Origin of the sequence: Streptomyces sp. NPDC126499, from assembly GCF_040302485.1 — a bacterium.
GTDB lineage: Bacteria > Actinomycetota > Actinomycetes > Streptomycetales > Streptomycetaceae > Streptomyces.
Genome location: NZ_JBEOUO010000009.1, coordinates 217,169 through 241,917 on the forward strand (window position 1 = coordinate 217,169; position 24,749 = coordinate 241,917).

Sequence of the window (24,749 nt, forward strand, 5' to 3'; positions counted from 1 at the left end):
CCGCTTCGCGACCGCCGGAGCGAAACCCGCTCCCCCACCCTTGGCGTCCAAGGGGCACGACACACCGGCTTGGGGGTTTTCGGATGCACAGAACGCGTACGGCGAGGACACGCGCGGCCGCGGCGGCGGCGCTGCTGACGGCCGCGCTCGTCCTGACGGGCTGCGGCGCGGGGGACGAGGGTTCCGCCGCCGAGAGCAAGGGGGGCGGGTACGCGGCGAAACCCGCCGGGACGGGGGCGCCCGAGGGCACGGCGGACGGAGCATCGGGCCCGGAGCGGGCCCCCGAGCGGACGCCGGGGAACCAGAACCGGCCGGCCCCGCAGCACGTCATCCGTACCGCCGAACTGTCCGTCGAGGTCAAGGGCGCGACGAAGGCGCTGGCCTCGGCGCGCCGGATCACGGCGGCCTCGGGCGGCCACGTCGAGAACGAGACGACGGAGCGGATGGACGGCACCCACATCAGCTCCCGGATCGTGCTCCGCGTCCCCCAGGAGCGCTACGACTCCGTCCTCGCCGAACTGGCGGGCGCGGGCAAGCTGCTGTCCCGCACGGCGAACGCCAAGGACGTCACCGAGCAGGTGGTGGACGTGGAGAGCCGGATCGCCACCCAGCGGGCGAGCGTGGCGCGGGTGCGGGCCCTGATGGACAAGGCCACGCAGCTGAGCGACGTGGTCACCCTGGAAGGGGAACTGAGCCGCCGTCAGGCCGACCTGGAGTCGCTGCTCGCCCAGCAGGCCTCGCTGAAGGACCGCACCTCGCTGGCCACGATCACCCTCCACCTCACCGAGCCGGAGGCCGCACCGGCCGCCGAGGCCGACGACCGGCCCGGCCTCCTGGACGCGCTGGCCGGCGGCTGGGACGCCCTGGTGGGCGCCGCCGCGTGGGTCCTGGTCGTGCTCGCCGCGCTGGCCCCGTGGCTGGCGACGGCGGCGGTGCTGTACGTGGGGTGGCGCCGGCTGGTCCGGCCGCTGTGGACACGGCGGCGGGCGGAGCGGATGCGGGAGCCGGGGCCGGGGGCGGCCGGGGGCGTGCCGGCCGTGCCGGTCCAGCGCCGTACGAGCGCCACGGGCGTGCCGCTGCCGGAGCCGGAGACAGCCGATGCGCCCGCCACTCCCCGGGCCCCCGACGGTGCCCCCCTGAACCCCGGCGAGTGAGCCGAAGGGGTGCGGCCGGGGGAACAGGGACGAACGCGCGCAGCCTCCCGAGGAACGAGGGAGGCGAGCACGTACGGCGCTGTGAGTCCGGCTCAAGCACCACCCGGGAGGGGAACCGAGCCACGAAAATAGGGGCATGAGCGAACGACTGGTGGTCATCGGGGGCGACGCGGCGGGCATGGCCGCCGCGTCGCAGGCACGCAGGCTCAAGGGGCCCGGGGAGTTGGAGATCGTCGCCTTCGAGCGGGGGCGGTTCAGTTCCTACTCGGCCTGCGGCATCCCGTACTGGGTCGGCGGTGACGTCGGCTCCCTGGACGAGCTGATCGCGCGGAGTCCCGAGGAGCACCGGGCCCGGGACATCGATCTGCGGATGCGGACGGAGGTGACCGAGCTCGACCTGGACCGGCAGCGGGTGCGCGGGCGGGATCTGGAGTCGGGTGAGGAGTTCTGGACGGGTTTCGACAAGCTGGTGATCGCGACGGGGGCCCGGCCGATGCGGCCGCCGCTGCCGGGGATCGACGCGCCGGGTGTCCACGGGGTGCAGACCCTCGGGGACGGGCAGGCGTTGCTCGACTCGCTGGAGCGGGCGCGGGGCCGGCGGGCGGTGGTGGTGGGTGCCGGGTACATCGGTGTGGAGATGGCGGAGGCGCTGCTGGGCCGCGGTTTCGAGGTGACGGTCCTGAACCGGGGCGAGCAGCCGATGGCGACGCTCGATCCGGACATGGGGCGGCTGGTGCACCGGGCGATGGACGGCCTCGGGATCACGACGGTCGGTTCCGCGACGGTGACGAAGATCCTGACCGGTGAGGACGGCCGGGTGCGGGCGGTGGCGACGGACGACGCCGAGTATCCGGCGGACGTGGTGGTGCTCGGCATGGGCGTGGAGCCGGAGACCTCGCTCGCGCGGGCGGCGGGGCTGCCGCTCGGCGCGTACGGGGGTCTGCTGACCGATCTGTCGATGCGGGTGCGGGGCCACGAGAACGTCTGGGCGGGCGGCGACTGCGTGGAGGTCCTGGACCTGGTGTCGGGACGGGAGCGCCACGTGCCGCTGGGCACGCACGCCAACAAGCACGGTCAGGTGATCGGCGCGAACGTGGGCGGCGGTTACGCGACCTTCCCCGGGGTGGTGGGGACGGCGGTGTCGAAGGTCTGTGACCTGGAGATCGCCCGCACCGGGCTGCGGGAGAAGGACGCCCGGGCAGTGGGTCTGCGCTACGTGTCGGTGACGGTGGAGTCGACCAGCCGGGCGGGCTACTACCCGGGGGCCGCGCCGATGACGGTGAAGATGCTCGCGGAGCACGGCACGGGGCGGCTGCTCGGCGTGCAGATCGTGGGTCGGGAGGGTGCGGGGAAGCGGGTGGACATCGCGGCGGTGGCGCTGACGGCGGGGATGACGGTGGAGACGATGGTCTCCTTCGACCTCGGCTACGCGCCGCCGTTCTCACCGGTGTGGGATCCGGTGCTCGTGGCGGCGCGTAAGGCGGTGGCGGCCGTTCGGGCGGCGCGGTGACCCGGGCGGCGCAGCGACCCGCCGTGACGACTTGCACCGATATGGTCACCATGCGTGACTGATCACATGATCAGACACAGCATGCGCGCGCTCTGCGCGGCCGCTCTCGTCATCGCCCCGCTCGCCCTCACGGCGACCCCCGCCCACGCTGTGACCTGTACGGTCAACGGCCAGACCGTCACCGCCAACGTCGTCATGGGCACGCCCGGCAACGACGTCATCCGGTGCGGCTCGGTGCCCGACGGACATCAGGTCAACGGCGTGGCCGGAAACGACAGCATCGAGATCGTCGGCGATGTCGACGGCCTCGTGACCGGCGGGCCGGGCAGCGACTACATCACCGTCTCCGGCTCGCTGAACACGGCGACCGTCTCCGGGAACGACGCCTCCGACTACATCATCGTGCAGGGGACGGTCGGTGCCGGCAGCGCCGTGACCGGTGGCCTCGGGAACGACGTCCTCCGGGTGAACGTCAACGCCGGCACCGTGGACGGCGCCGGCGGATTCGACTCCTGCCGGGTCGCCACCGGGAACCCGCCGATCAACTGCGAGTACTGAGCACCGACCACCCGCGCGCGGGCGGCCGTCCCCTGAGGGATCAGACGGCCGTCCGCGTGTGCACGTACTCCACCAGGCGGGTCAGCGCGTCCGGGTCGGTCGTCGGCAGCACGCCGTGGCCGAGGTTGAAGACGTGCCCCTCCAGGTCCTTCGCGGCGGCCAGGACCTCGTCCGTCTTGGCCTCCACGGCCTCCCGCGAGGAGAACAGCACGGCCGGGTCGAGGTTGCCCTGGAGCGCCTTGCCGGGGCCGACCCGGCGGGCGGCCTCGTCGAGCGGGACGCGCCAGTCGACGCCCACCACGTCGGCGCCCGCCTCACCCATGAGGCCGAGCAGCTCGCCCGTACCGACGCCGAAGTGGATGCGCGGGACGCCGTACGAGGCGACCGCGTCGAACACCTTGGCGGAGGCGGGCATGACCGAGCGGCGGTAGTCGGCGGGGGCGAGGGCGCCCACCCAGGAGTCGAAGAGCTGCACGGCGGAGGCGCCGGCCTCGATCTGCACCTTGAGGAAGGCCGAGGTGATCTCGGCGAGGCGGTCGAGGAGGTCGGCCCACAGCTGCGGGTCGCCGTACATGAGCGCCTTGGTGTGCTCGTGGTTGCGGGACGGGCCGCCCTCGACGAGGTAGCTCGCGAGGGTGAACGGCGCGCCGGCGAATCCGATGAGCGGGGTGGCGCCCAGCTCGCCGGTGAGCATGCCGATGGCCTCGGTGACGTAGGCGACGTCCTCGGAGGTCAGGTCGCGCAGCCGGGCCAGGTCGGCGCGGGTGCGGACGGGCTCGGCGACGACCGGGCCGACGCCGGGCTTGATGTCGAGGTCGACGCCGATGGCCTTCAGCGGGACGACGATGTCGCTGAAGAAGATCGCCGCGTCGACCTTGTGGCGGCGCACGGGCTGCAGGGTGATCTCGGTGACCAGCTCGGGCCGCATGCACGACTCGAGCATGGGGATGCCCTCGCGGACCTTGAGGTACTCGGGGAGAGACCGCCCGGCCTGCCGCATGAACCAGACGGGCGTGTGCGGCACGGCCTCGCGCCGGCACGCCTTCAGGAACGCGGAGTCGTAGGTCTGCGGCTGGTGCTTCGTCTGCTGGCCCTGAGGGCGATCGATGGCGCTCACGCCCAGAATCTTCGCATGTGGCGAGAAGCCGCTCACCCGGCCCGGGTGTCCCTCCCTGCGCACGGGCCCCGTTCCGCCTACTCTTCCCGGCATGGCTGCGGCTCAGGGACATTTTTCCGATCATTCCGACGGCATTCGAGGGACGGGGAAGACGGCGGGCGACAGGGTGGACCCCACGGAGACGAATCCGCAGCCCGCCGCCTTCCGGCGCGCGGTCGAGGGGCTGCGCGCGGTCCGGCTGCGGCCTGAGATCGAGGTGGATCCGACCCGCCCCCCGCAGCGGCTCGCCCCGTACGCGTACGCCCTGGAGGCGGCGGTCGTCCAGGGCGAGGAGGACCTGGCGGACGGGCGGCTCGTGCTGCTGCACGACCCGGCCGGGCACGACGCCTGGAAGGGCACCTTCCGGCTGGTGACGCTGATCCGGGCGGAGCTGGAGCCGGAGATGGCCGCGGACCCGCTGCTGCCGGAGGTGTGCTGGTCCTGGCTGACCGGCGCCATGGAGGCGCGCGGTCTCGCGTACGGGGAGGCGAGCGGCACCGTCACGATGGCGGGCTCGCACTACTTCGGGGGGCTGGCGGAGCGGCGTCCGGCGACGCAGATCGAGATCCGGGCCTCGTGGACGCCGCTGGAGGGTCTGGCCGGCGTGCCGGACACCGGGACGCATCTGGCGGCCTGGTGCGATCTGCTGTGCCAGGTGGCGGGGCTGCCGCCGTCGCCCGCGGATCCCACGGCGGGCCCGGCGACGGGGCCGGGGGCGGGCACGACGTCGGCGGCGGGGGTCGTGCCGCTGCCCCAGCGGCGGGGGCCGCAGCAGCCGTGACGGCCGGGCTTCAGCGTGCGTGACGAGCCTGCGTCAGCGGGCGTGACGGTCGGGTGTCAGCGGGCGTGACGGTCGAGCGTCAGGGGGCGCGCGGTGGCGGACGTCAGGGGGCGCGCCGTGACGGACGTCGTTTTTCGGACACTTTCGGGCGTGGAGAGCATGAGGCTCGTACGATGATCGATCGCGCGTCCGAATTGCACCAATTGTTACTCACTAAATCGTGATCTTTCCCTAAAGGCGGGCGGCCCGGCTGCCGAAGGAGTCAATGACCCCTTCAAAGCACGGGTTCGCCCCCGGCTTCTTCCCCGAGCCGGCTCCGTCCCGCACCTTCCCCAGGAGGCCTGGTGTCCGTTCTCCTCGAGCAGCCCGCAAGCCTGGTCGCCTACCGCCCGAACAAGCCGACGGCCATGGTCGTCGTGGCCGACCCGCGCGTCCGCTCCACCGTCACCCGCCACCTGTGGGCGCTCGGCGTGCGCGACGTCATCGAGGCGTCGTCCATCGCGGAGGCCCGTCCCCGCGTCGGCAACCCGCGCGACATCTGCGTGGCCGACGTCCACCTGCCCGACGGCAGCGGCCTGACCCTGCTGTCCGAGACCCGCGCCGCGGGCTGGCCCAACGGCCTCGCCCTCTCGGCGGCCGACGACATCGGCGCCGTGCGCAACGCCCTGGCCGGCGGCGTCAAGGGATACGTCGTCACCGGCACCCGTACCAACATCGGCCACCCCACCCGCCCCGGCGCCGCCCCCATCGGCGCCGCGGCCGCCCGCCTCGGCCACCGCCGCCCCCCGGGTGCCCCGAGCCACCCGGGCGGCTACCGCGAGCTCTCCGGCCGTGAGGTCGAGGTGCTGCGGCTCGTGGCGGAGGGCCAGTCCAACAAGGCCATCGGCGTCTCGATGGGCCTCTCGGCGCTCACCGTGAAGAGCCACCTGGCCCGGATCGCCCGCAAGCTGGGCACCGGCGACCGGGCCGGCATGGTCGCGGTGGCCCTGCGCACCGGGATCATCCACTGAGCGGCCCGACCCCGGAAGGGGTGTGAGAACCGGCAGGCGCCTGCCGACGGAACGTTCCCTCTGACCGGCCGGACCCACGGGTCCGGCCGGTTCGTTCGGCTGTTTCGCCTGTTTCGGAAGTTTCGACTGTTCCGCCTGTTCCGGCTGTTCCGTAGATGGGTGCTTGCCATTCGCAGATACCCTTGACAGGTGACCGACGCCCAAGACACCGCGAGTGACACCGCACTGCGAACCACCGGGGGCGCCCCCTCGGACGACGACGTCCCTGCGCATGGGCTGCCGATCCCGCTGCTCGAACCGCGTGAGGGCATTCCGCCCGTCGTCGCGACCGAGGACGCGCTCGCCGAGGTGATCGCCGCCTTCGCCGCCGGAAGCGGCCCCGTCGCCGTCGACGCCGAGCGCGCCTCCGGCTACCGCTACGGGCAGCGCGCCTATCTCGTCCAGCTCCGCCGGGAGGGCGCGGGGACCGCGCTGATCGATCCGGTGGGCTGTCCGGACCTGTCCGGCCTCGGCGAGGCGCTCGCCGGGGCCGAATGGATCCTGCACGCGGCGACCCAGGACCTGCCGTGCCTGCGGGACATAGGCATGGTGCCGACGCGGCTGTTCGACACCGAGCTCGCCGGGCGTCTGGCCGGCTTCCCGCGGGTCGGGCTCGGCGCGATGGTCGAGTCGGTCCTCGGCTACGCCCTGGAGAAGGGCCACTCCGCCGTCGACTGGTCGACCCGCCCGCTGCCCGAGCCCTGGCTGCGCTATGCCGCGCTCGACGTGGAGCTCCTGGTGGACCTGCGCGACGAGCTGGAGGAGGAGCTGGAGCGCCAGGGCAAGCTGGAGTGGGCGCTCCAGGAGTTCGACGCCATCGCCTCGGCCCCGCCGCCCCCGCCGCGCAAGGACCCCTGGCGCCGCACGTCCGGCATGCACAAGGTGCGCCGCCGCCGCCAGATGGCGGTGGTGCGGGAGCTGTGGACGGCCCGCGACCGGGTGGCCCAGCGGCGTGACGTCTCCCCCGGCAAGGTGCTGAGCGACGCGGCGATCGTGGAGGCGGCCCTCGCGCTGCCGCCGAACGTGGGCGCGCTCTCCGCGCTGCCCGGCTTCGGGCAGCGGATGGGCCGCCGCCAGCTGGAGCAGTGGCAGGCGGCCGTGGACCGGGCGAAGGCCCTGCCCGACGCCGAGCTGCCGCAGCCGGGCCAGCCGGTGGCGGGCCCGCCGCCGCCGCGCGCCTGGGCGGACAAGGACCCGGCGGCCGCGGCCCGGCTCTCCGCGGCCCGCGCCGCGGTGTCGGCGCTCGCGGAGGAGCTGAACCTGCCGCAGGAGAACCTGATCACGCCCGACACGGTCCGCCGCGTCTGCTGGGAGCCGCCGTCCCCCGCCGACCCGGAAACGGTCGCGGCGGTGCTCGCCGGCCACGGGGCGCGCCCCTGGCAGGTGGAGCTGGTGACGCCGCTGCTGGTGGGGGCGCTGGCGGCGAAGGCGTAACCGAGCGGGAGAGCGCGACGAGGCCCTCGGACCCTTCCGGTCCGGGGGCCTCGCCATGTCCCGGTTCTGTCACCGCTCCCTCCTTCTACTTTTGAACGCGCTCAACCATGGCTAGCGTTCTGAACATGATCAAAACCAACGGGGACACCTACGCCGACTGGATCGACGACTTCACCGCCGAGCGCGAGCGCCGCGCCGCCCTCGGCGACCCGGACTGGAGCACGGGAGCCCGTCTGCCACGAGCGCTGATCCGCAGCATCCAGCGCTTCCAGGTGGGCGAGGACGGCGACGGCGAGGAACTCCGCGCGAAGGCCGCCGCCGCGGGCGACCCGGAGTACGCCGAGGCGGTGGCGCTCTTCGTGGCGGAGGAGCAGAACCACGCCCGCCTCCTGGCCGAGCTGCTGCGCGCGGCCGGCGCCGGCACCCTGCCGGGCCACTGGACCGACGCCACCTTCGTCCGGCTGCGCCGGCTGCTCGGCCTCCGTCTCGAACTCCTCGTCCTGATGGTCGCCGAGGTGGTGGCCCTGCGCTATTACCGCGCGCTGCGCGACGGCGCCGCCGACCCGCTGACCGCCGAGGTCGCGGGCCGCATCCTCGCCGACGAGGAGCGTCACGTCCCCTTCCACTGCCGCCGTCTCCGCGAGAGCCTCGCCTCGCTCCCGGCCCCGGCCCGCCACGCCACCACCACCGCCTGGCGCGCCCTGCTCACCGGAGCCGCCCTCGTCGTCGCCGCCGACCACGCCCCGGCCCTGCGCACCCTCGGCGTCCGTCCCACCGCCTTCCTCCGCGACGTCCTGCGCAGCGCACCCCCGATGGCGGCGGCGATGAACGGCAGCGGACCGCTGACGGCGCTCGGTCCGGGCCCCCGGCGCACTCCCCCGTCGGTGTGACCTTCACCGCTTGGGGCGGGGGGACTGGGCAGTCTGGTTACCCGCAAGTAGCATGGGGGGAGCAAGCGCGCGCTTAGCCGCGTGCCGGGCAGTGCGCCCGCAGCAGTGCCATCCCGCACCCTGGAGGAGAGCCATCGTGCCTCGTACCGTCAGGGACGTCGTCTTCGTCGACGGCGTCCGTACCCCGTTCGGCAAGGCGGGCCCGAAGGGCATCTACCACGAGACCCGCGCCGACGACCTCGTCGTGAAGGCCATCCGGGAGCTGCTGCGCCGCAACCCCGGTCTCGACCCGAAGAAGATCGACGAGGTCGCCATCGCCGCGACCACGCAGATCGGTGACCAGGGCCTGACCCTCGGCCGTACCGCCGGCATCCTCGCCGGTCTGCCGCAGTCGGTGCCCGGCTACTCCATCGACCGTATGTGCGCCGGTGCGCTGACCGCCGTGACCTCGGTCGCCGGTTCCATCGCCTTCGGCGCGTACGACGCCGTCATCGCCGGTGGCGTCGAGCACATGGGACGCCACCCCATGGGCGAGGGCGTCGACCCGAACCCGCGCTTCGTCAGCGAGAAGCTGGTCGACGAGTCCGCCCTCTTCATGGGCATGACCGCCGAGAACCTGCACGACCGCTACCCGAGCATCACCAAGCGGCGCGCCGACGAGTACGCCGTGCGCTCGCAGGAGAAGGCCGCCAAGGCGTACGCCGACGGCAAGATCCAGCAGGACCTGGTGCCGATCTCGGTCCGCCGCACCTCCCCCGAGGGCGGCGAGACCGGCTGGGGCCTGGTCACCGCCGACGAGCCGATGCGCCCGGGCACCACCCTGGAGTCGCTGGCGAACCTGAAGACGCCGTTCCGCGTCCACGGCAACGTCACCGCGGGCAACGCGGCCGGCCTGAACGACGGCGCCACCGCCTCGATCATCGCGTCCGAGGACTTCGCCCGCGAGAACAACCTGCCGGTGAAGATGCGCCTGGTCTCCTACGCCTTCGCCGGCGTCGAGCCCGAGGTCATGGGCTACGGCCCGATCCCGGCCACCGAGAAGGCCCTGGCCAAGGCCGGTCTGACGATCGACGACATCAACCTGTTCGAGATCAACGAGGCCTTCGCCGTCCAGGTCCTCGCCTTCCTGGAGCACTACGGCATCGCCGACGACGACGCCCGCGTCAACCAGTACGGCGGCGCCATCGCGTACGGCCACCCGCTCGCCTCCTCCGGCGTCCGTCTGATGACGCAGCTGGCCCGCCAGTTCGAGGAGCAGCCGGAGGTCCGCTACGGCCTCACCACCATGTGCGTCGGCTTCGGCATGGGCGCCACGGTCATCTGGGAGAACCCGAACCACAAGGACGCCGGAGGCAGCAAGTGAGCACCACCGCAGAGCTTCTGAAGGGCGCCGCCGAGCTCTTCCCGGACGAGGTCGTCACGTCCGCCCACGTACGGCACTTCGAACTCCCCGCGGGTGCGGGCCGGTTCGCGCTGATCACGCTGGACAACGGCTTCGACCACACCAAGCCGACCACCTTCGGCCCGCAGTCGCTGGCCAACCTGAACACGGCGATCGACCAGGTCGAGGCCGAGGCCGCGAACGGTGAGATCGTCGGCGTCGGCATCACCGGCAAGCCGTTCATCTTCGCCGTCGGCGCCGACCTCAAGGGCGTCGAGCTGCTGAAGCGCCACGAGGACGCGCTCGCCATCGGCAAGGGCGGCCACGACGTCTTCAAGCGTCTGTCGAACCTGGCCGTGCCCACCTTCGCGTACTACAACGGCGCGGCGATGGGCGGCGGTGTCGAGGTCGGTCTGCACTGCACCTACCGCACCGTGTCGAAGGCCCTGCCGGCCTTCTCGCTGCCCGAGGTCTTCCTCGGCCTGGTGCCCGGCTGGGGCGGCTGCACGATCCTGCCGAACCTGATCGGCGCCGAGAAGGCCGTCTCGGTCATCATCGAGAACTCGCTCAACCAGAACCGCCAGCTCAAGGGCAAGCAGGTCTTCGAGCTCGGCATCGCCGACGCGATCTTCGAGGGCGCCGACTTCCTGGAGCAGTCGCTGATCTGGACGGCGTCCGTCCTCAAGGGCGACGTCACGGTCGAGCGCCCGGAGATCGACCGCGGCGAGGCCTGGGACCAGGCCGTCGCCAAGGGCCGCTTCGTCGCCGACTCCAAGGTGCACGGCGCCGCCCCGGCCGCCTACCGCGCCCTCGACATCATCGAGGCCGCCAAGGACGGCGACCTGCAGAAGGGCTTCGACGCCGAGGACCAGGCCCTCGCTGACCTGATCATGGGCGGCGAGCTGCGGGCCGGCATCTACGCCTTCAACCTGGTGCAGAAGCGCGCCAAGCGCCCGGCCGGCGCGCCGGACAAGTCGCTGGCCCGTCCGGTCACCAAGGTCGGTGTCGTCGGCGCCGGTCTGATGGCCTCCCAGCTGGCCCTGCTCTTCCTGCGCCGCCTCGAGGTGCCGGTCGTCCTGACCGACATCGACCAGGAGCGCGTCGACAAGGGCGTGGGCTACGTCCACGCCGAGATCGACAAGCTGCTCGGCAAGGGCCGGATCAACCAGGACAAGGCCAACCGTCTCAAGGGCCTGGTCTCCGGTGTCCTGGACAAGGCCGAGGGCTTCGCAGACGCGGACTTCATCATCGAGGCCGTGTTCGAGGAGATGAGCGTCAAGCAGAAGGTGTTCGCGGAGGTCGAGGCGGTCGCCCCGGCGCACGCGATCCTCGCCACCAACACCTCCTCGCTGTCGGTCTCCGAGATGGCCTCCAAGCTCCAGCACCCGGAGCGCGTGGTCGGCTTCCACTTCTTCAACCCGGTCGCGATCCTCCCGCTCCTGGAGATCGTCCGCGGCGAGAAGACCGACGACGCCTCGCTGGCCACGGCCTTCGCCGTCGCCAAGAAGCTGAAGAAGACGGGTGTGCTGACGAAGGACGCCCCGGCGTTCGTCGTGAACCGCATCCTGACCCGCTTCATGGGCGAGATCCAGAACATCATCGACGAGGGCACCCCGGTGGCCACGGCGGAGAAGGCGGTCGAGCCGCTGGGCCTGCCGATGTCCCCGCTGGTCCTCCTGGAGCTCGTCGGCCCGGCCATCGGCCTGCACGTCTCCGAGACCCTGAACCGCGCCTTCCCGGAGCGCTTCAAGGTCTCCCCCAACCTGAAGGCGGTCGTCGAGGCCGGCAAGCGCGGCTTCTACGTGTACGACTCCGGCAAGCCGGAGCTCGACCCCGAGGTCGCCGCGCTCCTGAAGCAGGGCGACGTCGTCCTGACCGAGGAGCAGGCCCGGGACCGCGTCCTGGACGCGGTGGCGCAGGAGATCGGCCTGATGCTCCAGGAGGGCGTCGTCGCCGAGGCGCAGGACATCGACCTCTGCCTGATCACGGGCGCGGGCTGGCCCTTCCACCTGGGCGGCATCACGCCGTACCTGGACCGCGAGGGCGTCTCCGAGCGCGTCAACGGCAAGCGGTTCCTGGCGCAGGGCGTGGCGAGCGTCCCGGCGTAAGGCGGCGGATCCGCGCGGGTGCCCGTCCCTCGGTCGAGGGGCGGGCACCCTCATGTCCGGGTCCTGGGCGGTCCTGTGTTCGACCCTCGAACGGAGGGTGACAGAATGGTGGATCTTGTACCCCCGGCAGAACGGCCCGCACCATGGCAACCTCCGGCCCCGGAACCGGCCGCCGCACTCTTCTCGTGGCGGGCGCGGCCTCACTGGCCCTCGGTGGTCTTGCGGGCCTGACCTTGTGGGCCGACGAAGAGACCGAGGAGTCGAAGGAGGGAGACAAGGTCCCCGCCGCCCCGGCGATCGCGGGGGCGTTCGACATCGCCCGTCCCACCCGGCTGTGGGGCCCCACGGCGCTCCACGACATCACCGGACCGCAGTCGCTTGCCTTCGACGACACCCGTGGTGATGTCTACGTGGTGCAGCTCGCCCAGGGCGGTCTGACGCTGCGCGGCGAGGAGGGGCCGGTGGACGCGGAGGACCGTAAGCGGGCCGGGGACCTGTGCGTCACCCGCTTCTCGCGCGCCGGGGATCGGCTGGGCCGGATGTATCTGCGGGGGTTCGGGCACGGCGTCTCGATGGGCGTCGAGCCCGAGGGCGACACGGTGTGGCTGTGGATGGAGTCCCAGGCGCACCCGAAGACGGGCTACGGGCGGGCGGTCGCCCGCGTGCGGTTCCGGGACGGGGCGGTCCTGGACAGCGACGACCGCGGTGTGCGGCACCACCGGCTGACGCCCAAGGGCAGCAGCCGCGTGCACCCGGCGGTCGACATGACCACGGGGCGGGTCCTGATCAGCTACCGGCAGGGCGAGGAACACGGGTATTCCGTGCACCGCCTCCGGGACGTCGTCGCGGGGCGGGACGAGCCCCTGCACAGAATCGGGCGAGCCGCGTTCCTGAAGGGCGAGACGTTTCAGGGGTGCGCGCTTCACGGCGATTACATCTACCAGCTCACCGGAAATCCCTACAGCAAAGCCGACGGCCGAAATCCCCGCGATTCGGGCGGAAACACCTACATTTCCGCCATCAATGCCCGGACGGGCGAATCCGCCGGCCGCCGCCATGTTTCCGTCGACCCGTCACTCCGCTATCGGGAACCGGAGGGAATCGCCGTTCGGCTCTCGCCGGAGCCGCTGCTGTGCATGGGCTTCTCGGTCAAGACGAGCGGTCGGCGGAACATCGCCCTGTACGGCTTCGAGCCGCAGCGCTGACCCTTCCGCCGCCACCGAGCGTGATGCCGAAATCACGTTACGACAGGGTTGTACGGGCGCAGGGCACGATTGAGGCATCGTTCCATAACTATTCGGCACGTCCGACGCTGTGGATTCACCTTCCATCCACCTGTGGTTCGCGCGTCAGATACCCCTGCTTATACTTTCCAAACGCTTTACAGCATCTGCACAGGTCGACAGTCACGTCCCCACCGTGGCGAAGTCCTGGCGCGAAGTGACCCGCGTCACGACAACGGCAAGGAGGGGCCGCGAGGCCATGAACAAGCAGCGTCGTCAAGCCCTTCTGGGTGTCCTCATCTCGAGCGCCCTGGTGCTGAGCTTCGTCGGCATGATGGCCGCGGTCGTGATGCCGTCCCTGACGGTGTTCGCCGCCTCGGCCGCCGTCAGCTACGTCGCCGACCTGCTCCTGCACAGCGCCCAGTCGACCACCCTCGACCGGCTCCGTGACTCGCGCTTCGGCCTCACCATCCGCTTCATCATCCGGCAGTTCCTGCTGCTCGGCCTGTGCGGCGCGATGTCCGACATCGACTCCTTCGTCGTCCAGATGACCGCGGTCGGACTGCTGCTGCTGTTCGCCCTGCAGCTGGCGTACGGCGCGGTCCTCAAGCACGTGCGCAAGAAGCGCGCGGAACTGCCGTTCACCACCCGCGGACTCGACATGGAGTCCCTCGGCATCCGCCGCATGCCCCACCCGTTCCTGATGGACAAGCACGTCCGCAAGACGCTGCACCTGGATGTCCCGCTGTTCGCCGGCGCGCTCGGCACGATGGCCACCGACAACTGGCGGTTCGTCACCTACGGCGGCATCCTCTCGGTCTCGGCCGGCTACGTGGCGCTGCTCGTCCTGCTGCCGGGGGCCCGCAACGCGCTGATCCTGCCCTCCACCGACGCCGCCATCGACGAGCTCAACCACGAGCTCGCCCGATACCGCCCCCAGATCGCCCTCTACTTCACCTTCGCCGCGATCTCCCGGGACTTCATGTACCAGGTGAACATGTGGCTGGAGTCGCTGGAGTCGATGGACCTGCGCCCCATCATCGTGCTGCGCGAACGGGCCACCCTGCGCTATCTGGACGCCACCTCCGTACCGGTCATCTGCGTCCCGAAGGCCGAGTACCTGGCCCGGGTCGAGATGCCGGAGCTGCGCGTCTGCCTCTACCCCGGCAACGCGGGCAAGAACGTGCACATGCTGCAGCGCCACGACGTCAAGCACGTCTTCATCGGCCACGGCGACAGCGACAAGGCCGCCAGCAGCAACCGCGTCAGCAAGGTCTTCGACGAGATCTGGGTGGCCGGCCGCGCCGGACGCGACCGCTACGAGCGCATCAAGCACGCCGTCCGCCCCGACCAGATCGTCGAGGTCGGCCGGCCCCAGCTGATGTCCCTGCACCGCTGGACCGGGCAGACGAGCCAGCCGGTGCCCACCGTCATCTACGCCCCCACCTGGGAGGGCTGGACCGACGACGCCTGCTACACCTCGGTCATCCCGGCCGGCGAGAAGCTGATCAAGACGCTGCTCGCCCACGAGCGGCAGCTGAGGATCATCTACAAGCCGCACCCGCTGACCGGCTCCCGGTCCGCCGCGGCCGGCGCCGCGCACCGGCGCATCATCGCCCTCCTGGAGGAGGAGAACGCCCGGCGCTTCGGGCGCAACCCGTCGGACGCCAGGACCGCCGTGCGCAAGCTCGCCCGCATCGACAAGCGCATCGCCGAACTCTCCGAGCGCGGCGTCCGCTCCCCGTACCCGGACCTCACCGAGGCCGAGCGCACGGCACGGATCCGGCGCAGCCGCAACCAGGCCGGGGAGCTGTACTGGAGCGCCGTGCCGGACGAGGCGCACCACGTGGTGCTCGACCGGATCCCGTCGCTCAACGACTGCTTCAACCACTCGGACCTGCTCATCGGCGACATGTCCAGCGTCGTCTCGGACTTCGTCGCGACCCGCAAGCCGTACGCGATCTTCAACCTCGAGGGCCTCCCGGACGACCAGTTCCGCAACGAGCAGCGCACGGCGTACGCGTCGTACCTGCTGGACCTGGACTGCAACGGTCTGGCGGAAGCCCTGGACGCCATGCTCCACCCCGAGCGGGACACCATGGCCGCCTACCGCGAGCAGTTGAAGGAATACCTGCTCGGCCCGGACTACCCGCCGTCCGTCGTCCGGTTCAACGCCGCGGCGAACGACCTGTACCGGCGCGGTGTGCGGGACTTCCCGATCGAGTACCCGGAGCGGGCACAGCTTCTCGCCTAGGGCGCGCCGCCCCGGCCCGCGTCGCACAACGTCAGCCACACCCACCCTTCACCCAGGAGTCCGGAGATCGTGACCAGTCCTGCCACCCGTCGTCGTACTGTCGCCGTCGTCCTCGCCGGCGGCACCGGGCAGCGCGTCGGCCTCGCGATCCCGAAGCAGCTCCTGAAGATCGCGGGGAAGTCGATCCTCGAACACACCCTGTGCGTCTTCGAGAACTCCCCCGAGGTCGACGAGATCATCGTCCTCATGGCCCCGGCCTACGTGGCCGAGGCCGAGAAGATCGTCACGAGGGCGGGCCTCGGCAAGGTCTCCCGGGTCCTGCCCGGCGGCGCGACCCGCAGCGAGACCACCAGTCTCGCCATCGCGCACATATCCGAGGGCCTGGCCGACGGCGAGGACGCCTGCCTGCTGTTCCACGACGCCGTACGGCCGCTGCTGTCCCAGCGTGTGGTCAAGGAGTGCGTGCGGGCCCTGGAGCGCTACCAGGCCGTGGACGTCGCGATCCCGTCCTCCGACACGATCATCGTGACCCGCACCCACGGCGACGACGGCGAGTTCATCACCGAGGTGCCGGACCGCTCCCGGCTGCGCCGCGGCCAGACGCCGCAGGGCTTCCACCTGTCCACCATCCGCCGGGCCTACGAGCTCGCGCTGGCCGATCCGTCCTTCGAGGCCACCGACGACTGCTCGGTCGTCATCAAGTACCTGCCGGACGTGCCGGTCCATGTGGTCATGGGCGACGAGTACAACATGAAGGTCACCCAGCCCGTCGACGTGTTCATCGCCGACAAGCTGTTCCAGCTGGCCTCGTCGACGGCTCCGGCGGCGGTCGGCGAGGAGTCCTACCGAAAGGCGCTGCACGGCCGGACCCTGCTCGTCTTCGGGGGTTCGTACGGCATCGGGGCGGACATCGCCCGGCTCGCCGAGGCCTGCGGTGCGACGGTGTACGCACTCGGCCGGTCCACCACCGGCACGCACGTGGAGAACCCGGCGCACGTCGAGGAAGCGCTCGCGAAGGCGTACGCGGAGACCGGCCGGATCGACTACGTGGTGAACACCGCGGGGGTGCTGCGCACCGGCCGGCTGGCCGACACCGACCCCGACACCATCCGCGAGGCGACCGAGGTCAACTACCTCGCTCCCGTGAACATCGCGCGCCTGTCGTACAAGTACCTCGCGGAGACCCAGGGGCAGCTGCTGCTGTTCACGTCCAGCAGCTACACGCGGGGCCGCTCCGAGTACAGCCTGTACTCCTCCACGAAGGCGGCCGTGGTCAACCTGACCCAGGCGCTCGCCGAGGAGTGGGCGGAGGACGGTGTCCGGGTCAACTGCGTCAACCCCGAGCGGACGGCGACCCCGATGCGGACCAACGCGTTCGGGCAGGAACCCGCGGGCACCCTGCTGTCCTCCGAGACCGTGGCCCGCAGCTCCCTCGACGTGCTGGTGTCCCGCATGACCGGGCACGTGATCGACGTCCGCCAGCAGGACCCCACGAGCGCCTCCTCGTCCCAGTCGGGCTTCGAACGCGCGATCGCCTCGGTGCTCAGCCAGCAGGAAGCCCAGGAGCTCTGAGGACCGTCCGCCGAGCGGGGTGGAACGAGGGAGGGTCATGACCTACACGAACGCACACGAAGGCCACCGGACGAGGATCTTCCTGTCCGGAGGTTCGGGCACGGTCACCCGGCCGGTCACTCATCTGCCGATGATGGGCTGGGGGCAGGCGCTGGACCTGTTCCTCACCGACGAGGTGGAGGTCGTCAACTGCTCCCGGGGCCGTGCGAGCACGAAGAGCTTCCGGGAGCGCGGACGGCTTCAGTGGATCCTCGACACCATGGCCCCCGGCGACTACCTGATCATGGCCTTCGGCCAGATCGACTGGAAGCCGGACCCCGGCATCCACACGGAGCCGTTCGAGGACTTCATCGAGCACCTGCGGGCGTACGTCACCGGTGCCCGTGAGCGTCAGGCGCATCCGATCCTGATGATGCCGTTCGAGCGGCGCCGGATCGACCGGCACGGCAATGTCAGCCGGTTCCTCGGCGACTACCCCGTGGCCATGCGGCAGCTCGCCCAGGAGGAGTTCGTGCCCCTGATCGACGTGTACGGCCAGAGCCTGCAGTGGTGGGAGGAGCTGGGTCCCGAGGAGACCAAGCGGGTCTTCACCTATCTGCGGCCCGGTGAGCCCCTGATGCCGGTCGTGCAGGACGCCGACAACGTGCACCTGCGGGCTGACGGGGCCGTCGAGGTGGCCCGGTTCGTGGCCCGCGCGCTGGTGACCCAGCAGCTCGTCCCCGCCCACTGGGTGAAGGACCTGGACCGGCGGACCTTCTCGTACGAGGAGATGGGGTGGCTCGACGAGGCCACGTTCCAGCACCGCACGAAGTCCCGTGTCACTCCCGCCCGCGATCTGTAAGGCCGGTCCATGAACCACTTGCTGTGCCGCGGCAGGGCCGTCGGCACCGAGGAGAGCTCCCCGGGCGTGGTCCACGCCGCGCTCTACTGCTCCGTTCCCCCCTTCGCCGGCGTCGCCCCCGGCGACACCGTCCAGATGGCGCTCTCCGTCGCCGTCGAGAACGCCCCGTTCGGTTACGCGTACCTGCAGGAGAAGTACTTCGCCGACGCGGCGGAGATCCTGGCGGTCCAGGACGTGGACTACTTCCCGAAGCAGCGCTGGTACCGCGTGCGGGCCGAACCGGGCGTGAACGGTGTCGGGTTCTTCTCGGTCCGGGTGAAGCGGCCCAAGAAGAAGGAGCCCCGGCTGCGCCCCCACATCGCCGTGGCGGTGCCCGGCCGCGACTCCCGCAAGATCGTCCGGACCGCCTCGCTGCGCGACCGCTCCCTCCTCATCCGCACCATGTTCGCCCCCGGCCTGCGGATCGTCGTCGCCCCCGGCACACAGGGTTCGGTCGACGTGCTCGCCGCCGTGCCCCCGGGCAGCACTCCGGTCGCGGTGTCCCAACCGCGCTTCGGCACCGCCCAGCTGGGTCAGGACGGCTGGCTCGGCTACCTGCCCTACCAGGGATTCACCGGCTACGACCGGTTCGAGTACACGGTGGCCACCCCGGACGGCGGCCAGGTCACCGCGCCGGTGAACGTGTTCGTCGGCAGTCTGGAGGGGCGGGCGGGGGTCTTCCCGGAGCAGCAGCTCACCACCGATTTCCAGAACTGGCAGTGGTCGGACTTCACCGGCGAGATGCCGTGGCCCCGGACCACCATCCCCCCGCAGAACGGATAGGCACCGGACCATGACCACTTCCGTACCCGTGCGCCCGGGAGACATCCGGGACGTCACCGTGGTCCTCCACGTCCGGGACCAGGCCCGCACGCTGCCGGCGTGCCTCGACTCGCTCCTCGCCCAGTCGATCGGCACCGATCGCATGGAGGTCATCGCGGTCGACGACGGCTCGACCGACGCCAGCGCCTCCCTGCTGGCCGAGGCGGAGCACCGCTACGCCGGCTGGCTGCGCGCCGGCCAGTTCCGCCGAGGGCTGTCCACGGCCGAGGCCCGCAACTGGGGCATGAGCCAGGCAACCGGCCGGTACCTGCTGTTCCTGACGGGCGCGGACCGGCTCACCCCGAACGCGCTCGAGCTGATGGTCGGCTCGGCCGACGCCCACGAGGCGGACGTGGTACTCGGCAAGCTGGAGAGTTCCGGCAAGCACGCGGTGGCCACGTCGATGTTCCGCAAGACCGAGGGGTCGGTGGACCTCTACGGCTCACGCGTGTACTGGTCGCTGACACCGGACAAGCTGTTCAGGACCAGCATGGTGCGGCGCTGCGGCCTGGAGTTCCCCACCGACATGACGATCGGCGAGGACCAGGCGTTCACCGCGGCCGCCTTCGTCCGTGCCGACAGCATCGCGGTGGTGGCGCACGAGACCTGCGTGGTCAAGGGCCCGTCGCAGACCGGTTCCGTGGCGCTGTCCCAGCGAATCGCCCTGGTGGCGCGGATGATCGCACTGCTCGGCTCGCTCCTGCCGCCCGGGCCTCGGCAGGATCTGCTGATCTCCCGTCACCTGGAGGCGGACCTGGGCAAGGCGACCGGGCCGCTGCTGCTCGCCTCGGACAGCCAGGCGGAACGCGAGCGGACCCTGTGGGCGGCCGCCGAGCTGCTGCGCGGCCAAGTACCGCCGACCGCGCTCGCCCTGCTGCCGCGTCCGCTGGCGGTCCGGCTCGCTCTGATCGCGGGCGGCCACCACGTCGAGGCCGCGCAGATGGCGGCGTACGAGGCGGACAAGACGCGACCGGCGCCGAAGAAGAAGGTCGAGGGCGGCCGGGTATACACCCTGCTGCCGTTCTTCCGCGACCCGGCCGTGGCGCTGCCGGACGCGCTCTTCGACATCACCGACAAGATGACGGTGAACCAGCAGCTGACCGGCATGCGGTGGAGCGGTCCGCTGCTCCTGCTCGACGGGCACGCGTTCTTCGAGCAGCTCAGCACGCGCGAGCGTGCCACGAAGGTGGTGCTGCGACACCGTCTCACCGGGGCGGAGGAGCGGTTCTCCGTCACCGCGCGCCGGGACGAGACCCTGGTGAACTCCAAGGGCAAGACCCGCGCCATGGGCCGGTTCTCCACCCGGATCAACCTGCGGCAGATGTCCGACGGCTGGCCGCTCGGCACCGGTGTCTGGGACGTCTTTCTCGCGGTGAGCTTCGAAGGGGTCACGCAGGAGGTGCGGCTCGGCCAGAAGCGCTCGGAGGAGGTCGATGTCGTCAGCCGGGCTCCGATGGTCTTCGCGCCCTCGGCGACCACGCCGGGGCACGAGCTGGCCGCCACGCCGTTCTACACCCCTGAGGGGCATCTGTCCCTCGAGGTGTCCGAGCGGCTACCGCTGCCCGGCTCCGGCTGACAGCGCATGGGTACCCTCCCGGCTCCACGGCCCGAAGGCGAGACCGTCCTGCGCCGGGTCCTGACGGGCCATCAGCAGGGATCCCGTCCCGTCGAGCGCCGCGACGACAAGGTTCCCGGCACCGTCCACTCCCGGCTGCGGGGCGTGGACGGGCGTGCCGGGGTCGCCCAGGGGCGCCCACCAGGTGCCGTATCCCTCGTTCTCGGTGACGTAGGCGGTGACCTCGACTCCTCCGTGGGCGCCGTTCTGCGCCACGACGGTGCAGTCGTAGCCGCCTATGGCGGCGCGGCCCACGCCGGGCCGCCCCACGCCGCCGGCGCCGCCGAGCGGCAGCACACCGCCGGTGTCGTTCGCGCTCCGGGCGCGCCAGGCGAGGAGCGATCCGTCGCCGGGATAGCGCCAGAGGTAGGTGGTGCGCTTCCGGGCGGTCTCGAGAGCCGTCTGGGTGCCGTCGGCCAGCGCCATGCCGAAACGATCCCTCAGCTCGAAGCGACCACCTCCCGCCCCGACCCAGCGGTCCACCGAACCTGCCTGGCTCACCGCGAGGACCTCCAGCGGACCGCCGGTGGGCATGGACGCCGTGAGCTGCCCAGGGTAGGTCTGCGGAGTGACGGTCTTCCAGCGGCCCCATCGGCCGTCTCCGGTACGGCTGCGCCGCAGGATGCCCCCGTGGCGCAGGGACACCAGGACGTGCACCGAGCCCGACACCTGGTTGACGACGACGACCGGGCCGCTCACGACCTCGTCGTCGGCCTCCGTCCCTGCTGCGGCCGGTCGGCCGAGGTCGTGCCAGTCGATCAGCGGACGGCCCGTCTGGTACTGCGTACTGAAGACGACGTGGTGGGCGCCGGATGCGGCGGAGAGCCGGAGGCCCGCGAAGCAGACGTAGCCTTCGGCGCTGCCGGCGAGGCTCAGCCGGCCGTCCCAGCCCTCGACCTCGATCGTCGCCGGTCCGTCGAAGGTGCCCCGGTCGGTCTCCGTCCAGCGCACGATGCCGGCGCCGGAGGTCGCGTACGCGGTCATCCGGCCGTCGGCGCCGGTGAACAGCCAGCGGCTCGACGGAGCCTGGACCGGCTCCGTGTCCCGGACGGCGGTGTGTCCGGATGGGTGCGAGCCGAGGTCCGCGTTCCGACCTCTGTTCCTGCCACGGATCACGACCACCGTCCGCCTCTCCACCTGCTCATCGCCCCGAAGTTTGTCACACGCTTCACGCGGCGTTCACGGGCCTCGGGCAGCCCGGGGCCCCTCCCTGAGCGATCCGCATACTAGTCACACGATTTCGACGGAAGAGACTCGACCAGCCATGACCTACCAAGACCCGACGGTGAGGAACGAGCCCCGGGGCGACGCGCCCCGCGGCTCCCGACGCAGGAACGCGCCGAAGCGCCGACGCCCGCTGCGCATCGTCCTGCTGACGCTGCTCGTCCTCGTCCTCGCCGCGGGCGGCGGCCTGTACTGGATGTACGCCAGCCTCGACGGCAACATCAAGGCCGCCGTCGACCTCGACAAGGAGCTCGGCGACAACCGCCCGCCGAAGGCGCCGATGTCGGGCCAGAACCTGCTGGTGCTCGGTTCCGACTCGCGGGCCGGGGCCAACGGGGCGCTGGACGGTGCGGCGGTGAGCGGGGCGCGGTCGGACACCGCGCTGGTGGTGCACATACCCGAGGGCCGGTCGAGCGCCGTCGCGGTGAGCATTCCCCGCGACACGCTGGTGACCCGGCCGGAGTGCGACCGCAAGGGCGGCGGGACGGCTCCGTCCGCGCAGCGCGTGATGTTCAACTCGGTGTACGCGCAGTACGGACCGGCCTGCGTGATGAAGACGGTCGAGCAGATGTCCGGCGTGCGGCTCGACCACTACCTGGAGATCGACTTCGCCGGGTTCAAGGACCTGGTCGACGCCATCGGCGGGGTGACCGTCGACATCGAGGAGCCCATCAAGGACAGCAAGTCCGGCCTGGACCTCGCCACCGGCCCCCAGCGCCTCGACGGCACCCAGTCCCTCGCCTTCGTCCGCACCCGGTACGGGGTCGGCGACGGCAGCGACCTCGGCCGCATCGGCAACCAGCAGAAGTTCCTCACCGCCCTGCTGACCGAGGTCAAGAAGCAGGACCTGCTGGGCAGCCCCGCCAAGACGTACGAGATCGCCGACTCGATGACCAAGGCCCTCACCACCGACTCCGAGCTCGCCTCGCTGACCGCGCTGAGCGACTACGCCCGCAGCCTCGACGGCGTGGACCCGGCCAACATGGAGACGATCATGCTCCCGGTGGCCTACGACAAGCGGGACCCCAACCGGGTCGTCGCCTACGAGCCGAACGCCTCCCGGCTGTGGAAGGCGATCCGCGAGGACCTCACCATCCCGGACGAGGTGCGCAAGTCGCCCGCCACCGGCGGCTGAACCGGGGCATCCTGAGGACATGAGACGTCCCCTGCTCGTCGTCGACGGCGCCAATGTCGTGGGCTCGGTCCCCGACGGCTGGTGGAAGGACCGGCGCGGTGCCGCCGAACGGCTGCGCGACCGGCTCGCGGAACGAGGCGGCCCGGAGGAGGGGCCGTTCACCGGCCCGTACGAGATCGTCCTCGTCGTCGAGGGCCGGGCCCGTGGTGTGGCCTCCGTCCCCGGCGTACGGGTCGAGGAGGCGACGGGCAGCGGGGACGACCTGATCGCGGAGCTGGCCCGCGACGCTGCCGGCCGGCCGTGCCTGGTGGTCACGGCCGACCGGCAGCTGCGGCGCCGGGTCGAGGAGACCGGCGCCGTCTGCGCCGGGCCCCGCAGCCTGCCGTAGGAACGCGGTCGCCTCGTCCTAGGGACGCCCCGTCAGTACTTCGCGTCCGCGCCCATCCGTCCCAGGCGGCTGTGGCTGCGCCCGTACAGGAAGTAGACGACGATGCCGATCGCCATCCAGACGGCGAAGCGGAACCAGGTCTCGCCCGGCAGGTTGAGCATCAGCCAGAGGGAGGCCGCGATGGACAGGATCGGCAGCAGCGGGACCCACGGGGTGCGGAAGGCGCGGTGCAGGTCCGGGCGGGTGCGGCGCAGGATGATCACGCCGGCGGCGACCATCACGAAGGCGAAGAGGGTGCCGATGTTCACCAGGGTCGCCAGCTCGTTGATGCTGGTGAAGCCGGCGACGATCGCGATGACCACGCCGAGCAGGATGGTCGGGCGGTACGGGGTCTTGAACTTCGGGTGCGTCACCGAGAAGAAGCGGGGCAGCAGTCCGTCGCGGCTCATCGCGAAGAAGACGCGCGTCTGGCCGAGCAGCAGGATGAGGCAGACCGTGGTGAGGCCGACGGCGGCGCCGAAGCTGATGACGCCCGCGTAGAAGGGGTGTCCGACGGCCTTGAAGGCGTCGGCGAGCGGCGCGCTGGTGGACAGCTCGGTGTAGTGCTGCATGCCGGTGACGACCAGGGCCACCGCCACGTACAGCACGGTGCAGATGAAGAGCGAGCCGAGGATGCCGCGGGGCATGTCGCGCTGCGGGAGCTTGGTCTCCTCGGCGGCGGTGGCGACCACGTCGAAGCCGATGAAGGCGAAGAAGACGACGGAGGCGGCGGTGAAGATGCCCATGACGCCGAAGTTGGTCGGCTCGTAGCCGAACAGCAGCTGGACCAGGGGCGAGTCCCAGTTGGAGCCGCCGCCCTCGGGGGTGACGGCGTCCGGGATGAACGGCTTGTAGTTGTCGCCGACGACGAAGAACAGGCCCGCGACGATCACGATCATCACCACGGTCACCTTGATCGCGACGACCAGGGCGGTGATCCGGGCGGACAGCTTCATGCCGACGACGAGGATCGCGGTCAGCACCAGGACCAGGACGAACGCGAGGATGTCGAAGGTTCCGCCCGGTGCGTCCGGTCCTTCCATCCAGGCCGGTAGATGCCAGCCGGCGTTGTCCATGAGGGAGCGTACGTAGCCGGACCAGCCGACGGCGACGACGGCGGTGCCGAGGGCGAACTCCAGGACGAGGTCCCAGCCGATGATCCAGGCGGGCAGCTCGCCGATCGAGGCGTACGCGAAGGTGTACGCCGAGCCGGCCACCGGCACGGTCGAGGCGAACTCCGCGTAGCACAGGGCCGCGAGCGCGCAGACGATGCCCGCGGCGACGAAGGCGAGCGCGGTCGCCGGGCCCGCGTTCTCCTTGGCGACCTTGCCGGTGAGGACGAAGATGCCGGTGCCGATGATGACGCCGACGCCGAAGACGGTCAGATCCCACGCGGAGAGGGATTTCTTGAGCGCGTGCTCCGGCTCTTCCGTGTCCCGGATCGACTGTTCGATCGTCTTCGTCCGGAACATCCCGGAATTCGCGCGTGGCTGCTGGTCCGTACTCACCGTCGCACCTCCTGGCACTGGGGCTGCCCGTCCTCAGCCCAGAATGCACGGACAAGGGCCGGTCGGCA

The 24,749-nt window shown here is 71.3% G+C and carries 20 protein-coding genes; 17 read left to right on the forward strand and 3 right to left on the reverse strand.

Annotated elements, in window-relative coordinates; genetic code table 11:
* Positions 1-83: 83 nt before the first annotated feature.
* The 3 genes from ABTZ91_RS16315 to ABTZ91_RS16325 all read left to right on the forward strand — a co-directional run bounded on the left by ABTZ91_RS16315 (position 84) and on the right by ABTZ91_RS16325 (position 3,222).
* Positions 84-1,154, forward strand: coding sequence for a DUF4349 domain-containing protein (locus ABTZ91_RS16315; protein ID WP_352077809.1), 1,071 nt, complete (start codon positions 84-86; stop codon positions 1,152-1,154).
* 136 nt (positions 1,155-1,290) lie between these two features.
* Positions 1,291-2,664 carry an FAD-dependent oxidoreductase gene (locus tag ABTZ91_RS16320; protein WP_352077810.1) on the forward strand — a complete coding sequence of 458 codons (1,374 nt, stop codon included), beginning with the start codon at positions 1,291-1,293 and terminating at the stop codon, positions 2,662-2,664.
* Between the two features lie 66 nt (positions 2,665-2,730).
* Positions 2,731-3,222 (forward strand): hypothetical protein, encoded by a 492-nt coding sequence (locus tag ABTZ91_RS16325; protein WP_352077811.1) that lies wholly within the window; start codon positions 2,731-2,733, stop codon positions 3,220-3,222.
* Between the two features lie 40 nt (positions 3,223-3,262).
* On the opposite strand, the gene hemE is transcribed toward ABTZ91_RS16325, so the two are convergent.
* On the reverse strand, positions 3,263-4,339 hold the full coding sequence (gene hemE / locus ABTZ91_RS16330) for a uroporphyrinogen decarboxylase (protein WP_352077812.1): 1,077 nt from the start codon (positions 4,337-4,339) through the stop codon (positions 3,263-3,265).
* Between the two features lie 91 nt (positions 4,340-4,430).
* Here hemE and ABTZ91_RS16335 point away from each other — a divergent pair, with 91 nt between their 5' ends.
* From ABTZ91_RS16335 to ABTZ91_RS16390, 12 genes are all read left to right on the forward strand, one after another.
* Positions 4,431-5,159 carry a DUF3000 domain-containing protein gene (locus ABTZ91_RS16335; RefSeq protein WP_352077813.1) on the forward strand — a complete coding sequence of 243 codons (729 nt, stop codon included), beginning with the start codon at positions 4,431-4,433 and terminating at the stop codon, positions 5,157-5,159.
* Between the two features lie 344 nt (positions 5,160-5,503).
* The gene (locus tag ABTZ91_RS16340; protein WP_015037008.1) at positions 5,504-6,169 is read left to right on the forward strand and encodes a response regulator transcription factor; all 666 of its coding nucleotides are present in this window, start codon (positions 5,504-5,506) and stop codon (positions 6,167-6,169) included.
* A 189-nt stretch (positions 6,170-6,358) separates the two neighbouring features.
* On the forward strand, positions 6,359-7,642 hold the full coding sequence (locus tag ABTZ91_RS16345; RefSeq protein WP_352077814.1) for a ribonuclease D: 1,284 nt from the start codon (positions 6,359-6,361) through the stop codon (positions 7,640-7,642).
* 125 nt (positions 7,643-7,767) lie between these two features.
* Positions 7,768-8,532 carry a ferritin-like domain-containing protein gene (locus ABTZ91_RS16350; protein WP_352077815.1) on the forward strand — a complete coding sequence of 255 codons (765 nt, stop codon included), beginning with the start codon at positions 7,768-7,770 and terminating at the stop codon, positions 8,530-8,532.
* Between the two features lie 136 nt (positions 8,533-8,668).
* Positions 8,669-9,895: an acetyl-CoA C-acyltransferase gene (locus ABTZ91_RS16355; protein WP_352077816.1), complete on the forward strand. Its 1,227-nt coding sequence runs from the start codon at positions 8,669-8,671 to the stop codon at positions 9,893-9,895.
* Positions 9,892-12,021, forward strand: a complete 2,130-nt coding sequence (locus tag ABTZ91_RS16360) for a 3-hydroxyacyl-CoA dehydrogenase NAD-binding domain-containing protein (protein WP_352077817.1) — start codon at positions 9,892-9,894, stop codon at positions 12,019-12,021. Before ABTZ91_RS16355 ends, ABTZ91_RS16360 begins: the two co-directional genes overlap by 4 nt.
* Positions 12,022-12,206: 185 nt before the next feature.
* Positions 12,207-13,226 carry a signaling protein gene (locus ABTZ91_RS16365; protein ID WP_352077818.1) on the forward strand — a complete coding sequence of 340 codons (1,020 nt, stop codon included), beginning with the start codon at positions 12,207-12,209 and terminating at the stop codon, positions 13,224-13,226.
* Positions 13,227-13,503: 277 nt separating this feature from the next.
* Positions 13,504-15,498 carry a hypothetical protein gene (locus ABTZ91_RS16370; protein WP_352077819.1) on the forward strand — a complete coding sequence of 665 codons (1,995 nt, stop codon included), beginning with the start codon at positions 13,504-13,506 and terminating at the stop codon, positions 15,496-15,498.
* 69 nt (positions 15,499-15,567) lie between these two features.
* Positions 15,568-17,070: a bifunctional cytidylyltransferase/SDR family oxidoreductase gene (locus ABTZ91_RS16375; RefSeq protein ID WP_352077820.1), complete on the forward strand. Its 1,503-nt coding sequence runs from the start codon at positions 15,568-15,570 to the stop codon at positions 17,068-17,070.
* Positions 17,071-17,107: 37 nt separating this feature from the next.
* Positions 17,108-17,911: a rhamnogalacturonan acetylesterase gene (locus ABTZ91_RS16380; RefSeq protein WP_352077821.1), complete on the forward strand. Its 804-nt coding sequence runs from the start codon at positions 17,108-17,110 to the stop codon at positions 17,909-17,911.
* Positions 17,912-17,920: 9 nt separating this feature from the next.
* A complete protein-coding gene (locus ABTZ91_RS16385; protein ID WP_352077822.1) occupies positions 17,921-18,733 on the forward strand; it encodes an Ig-like domain-containing protein in 813 nt (270 codons plus the stop codon).
* Between the two features lie 10 nt (positions 18,734-18,743).
* The gene (locus tag ABTZ91_RS16390) at positions 18,744-20,348 is read left to right on the forward strand and encodes a glycosyltransferase (protein WP_352077823.1); all 1,605 of its coding nucleotides are present in this window, start codon (positions 18,744-18,746) and stop codon (positions 20,346-20,348) included.
* Here ABTZ91_RS16390 and ABTZ91_RS16395 read toward each other — a convergent pair.
* Positions 20,325-21,509: a hypothetical protein gene (locus tag ABTZ91_RS16395; RefSeq protein ID WP_352077824.1), complete on the reverse strand. Its 1,185-nt coding sequence runs from the start codon at positions 21,507-21,509 to the stop codon at positions 20,325-20,327. The two genes, ABTZ91_RS16390 and ABTZ91_RS16395, sit on opposite strands and share 24 nt — an antisense overlap.
* Before the next feature lie 142 nt (positions 21,510-21,651).
* Here ABTZ91_RS16395 and ABTZ91_RS16400 point away from each other — a divergent pair, with 142 nt between their 5' ends.
* Both ABTZ91_RS16400 and ABTZ91_RS16405 read left to right on the forward strand, forming a co-directional pair.
* A complete protein-coding gene (locus tag ABTZ91_RS16400) occupies positions 21,652-22,746 on the forward strand; it encodes an LCP family protein (RefSeq protein ID WP_352077825.1) in 1,095 nt (364 codons plus the stop codon).
* A 19-nt stretch (positions 22,747-22,765) separates the two neighbouring features.
* A complete protein-coding gene (locus ABTZ91_RS16405; protein WP_352077826.1) occupies positions 22,766-23,134 on the forward strand; it encodes an NTP pyrophosphohydrolase in 369 nt (122 codons plus the stop codon).
* 32 nt (positions 23,135-23,166) lie between these two features.
* On the opposite strand, the gene ABTZ91_RS16410 is transcribed toward ABTZ91_RS16405, so the two are convergent.
* A complete protein-coding gene (locus ABTZ91_RS16410; protein ID WP_407077966.1) occupies positions 23,167-24,645 on the reverse strand; it encodes an amino acid permease in 1,479 nt (492 codons plus the stop codon).
* Positions 24,646-24,749 lie beyond the last annotated feature (104 nt).

What these genes read in the sequence shown, in the direction of transcription:
- ABTZ91_RS16400 (WP_352077825.1), top strand. Translation starts at nt 21,652, where the DNA reads ATGACCTACCAAGACCCGACGGTGAGGAACGAGCCCCGGGGCGACGCG.
- ABTZ91_RS16350 (WP_352077815.1), top strand. Translation starts at nt 7,768, where the DNA reads ATGATCAAAACCAACGGGGACACCTACGCCGACTGGATCGACGACTTC.
- ABTZ91_RS16335 (WP_352077813.1), top strand. Translation starts at nt 4,431, where the DNA reads ATGGCTGCGGCTCAGGGACATTTTTCCGATCATTCCGACGGCATTCGA.
- ABTZ91_RS16380 (WP_352077821.1), top strand. Translation starts at nt 17,108, where the DNA reads ATGACCTACACGAACGCACACGAAGGCCACCGGACGAGGATCTTCCTG.
- ABTZ91_RS16320 (WP_352077810.1), top strand. Translation starts at nt 1,291, where the DNA reads ATGAGCGAACGACTGGTGGTCATCGGGGGCGACGCGGCGGGCATGGCC.
- ABTZ91_RS16410 (WP_407077966.1), bottom strand. Translation starts at nt 24,645, where the DNA reads ATGTTCCGGACGAAGACGATCGAACAGTCGATCCGGGACACGGAAGAG.
- ABTZ91_RS16325 (WP_352077811.1), top strand. Translation starts at nt 2,731, where the DNA reads ATGATCAGACACAGCATGCGCGCGCTCTGCGCGGCCGCTCTCGTCATC.
- ABTZ91_RS16370 (WP_352077819.1), top strand. Translation starts at nt 13,504, where the DNA reads ATGAACAAGCAGCGTCGTCAAGCCCTTCTGGGTGTCCTCATCTCGAGC.
- ABTZ91_RS16405 (WP_352077826.1), top strand. Translation starts at nt 22,766, where the DNA reads ATGAGACGTCCCCTGCTCGTCGTCGACGGCGCCAATGTCGTGGGCTCG.
- ABTZ91_RS16390 (WP_352077823.1), top strand. Translation starts at nt 18,744, where the DNA reads ATGACCACTTCCGTACCCGTGCGCCCGGGAGACATCCGGGACGTCACC.
- ABTZ91_RS16315 (WP_352077809.1), top strand. Translation starts at nt 84, where the DNA reads ATGCACAGAACGCGTACGGCGAGGACACGCGCGGCCGCGGCGGCGGCG.
- ABTZ91_RS16385 (WP_352077822.1), top strand. Translation starts at nt 17,921, where the DNA reads ATGAACCACTTGCTGTGCCGCGGCAGGGCCGTCGGCACCGAGGAGAGC.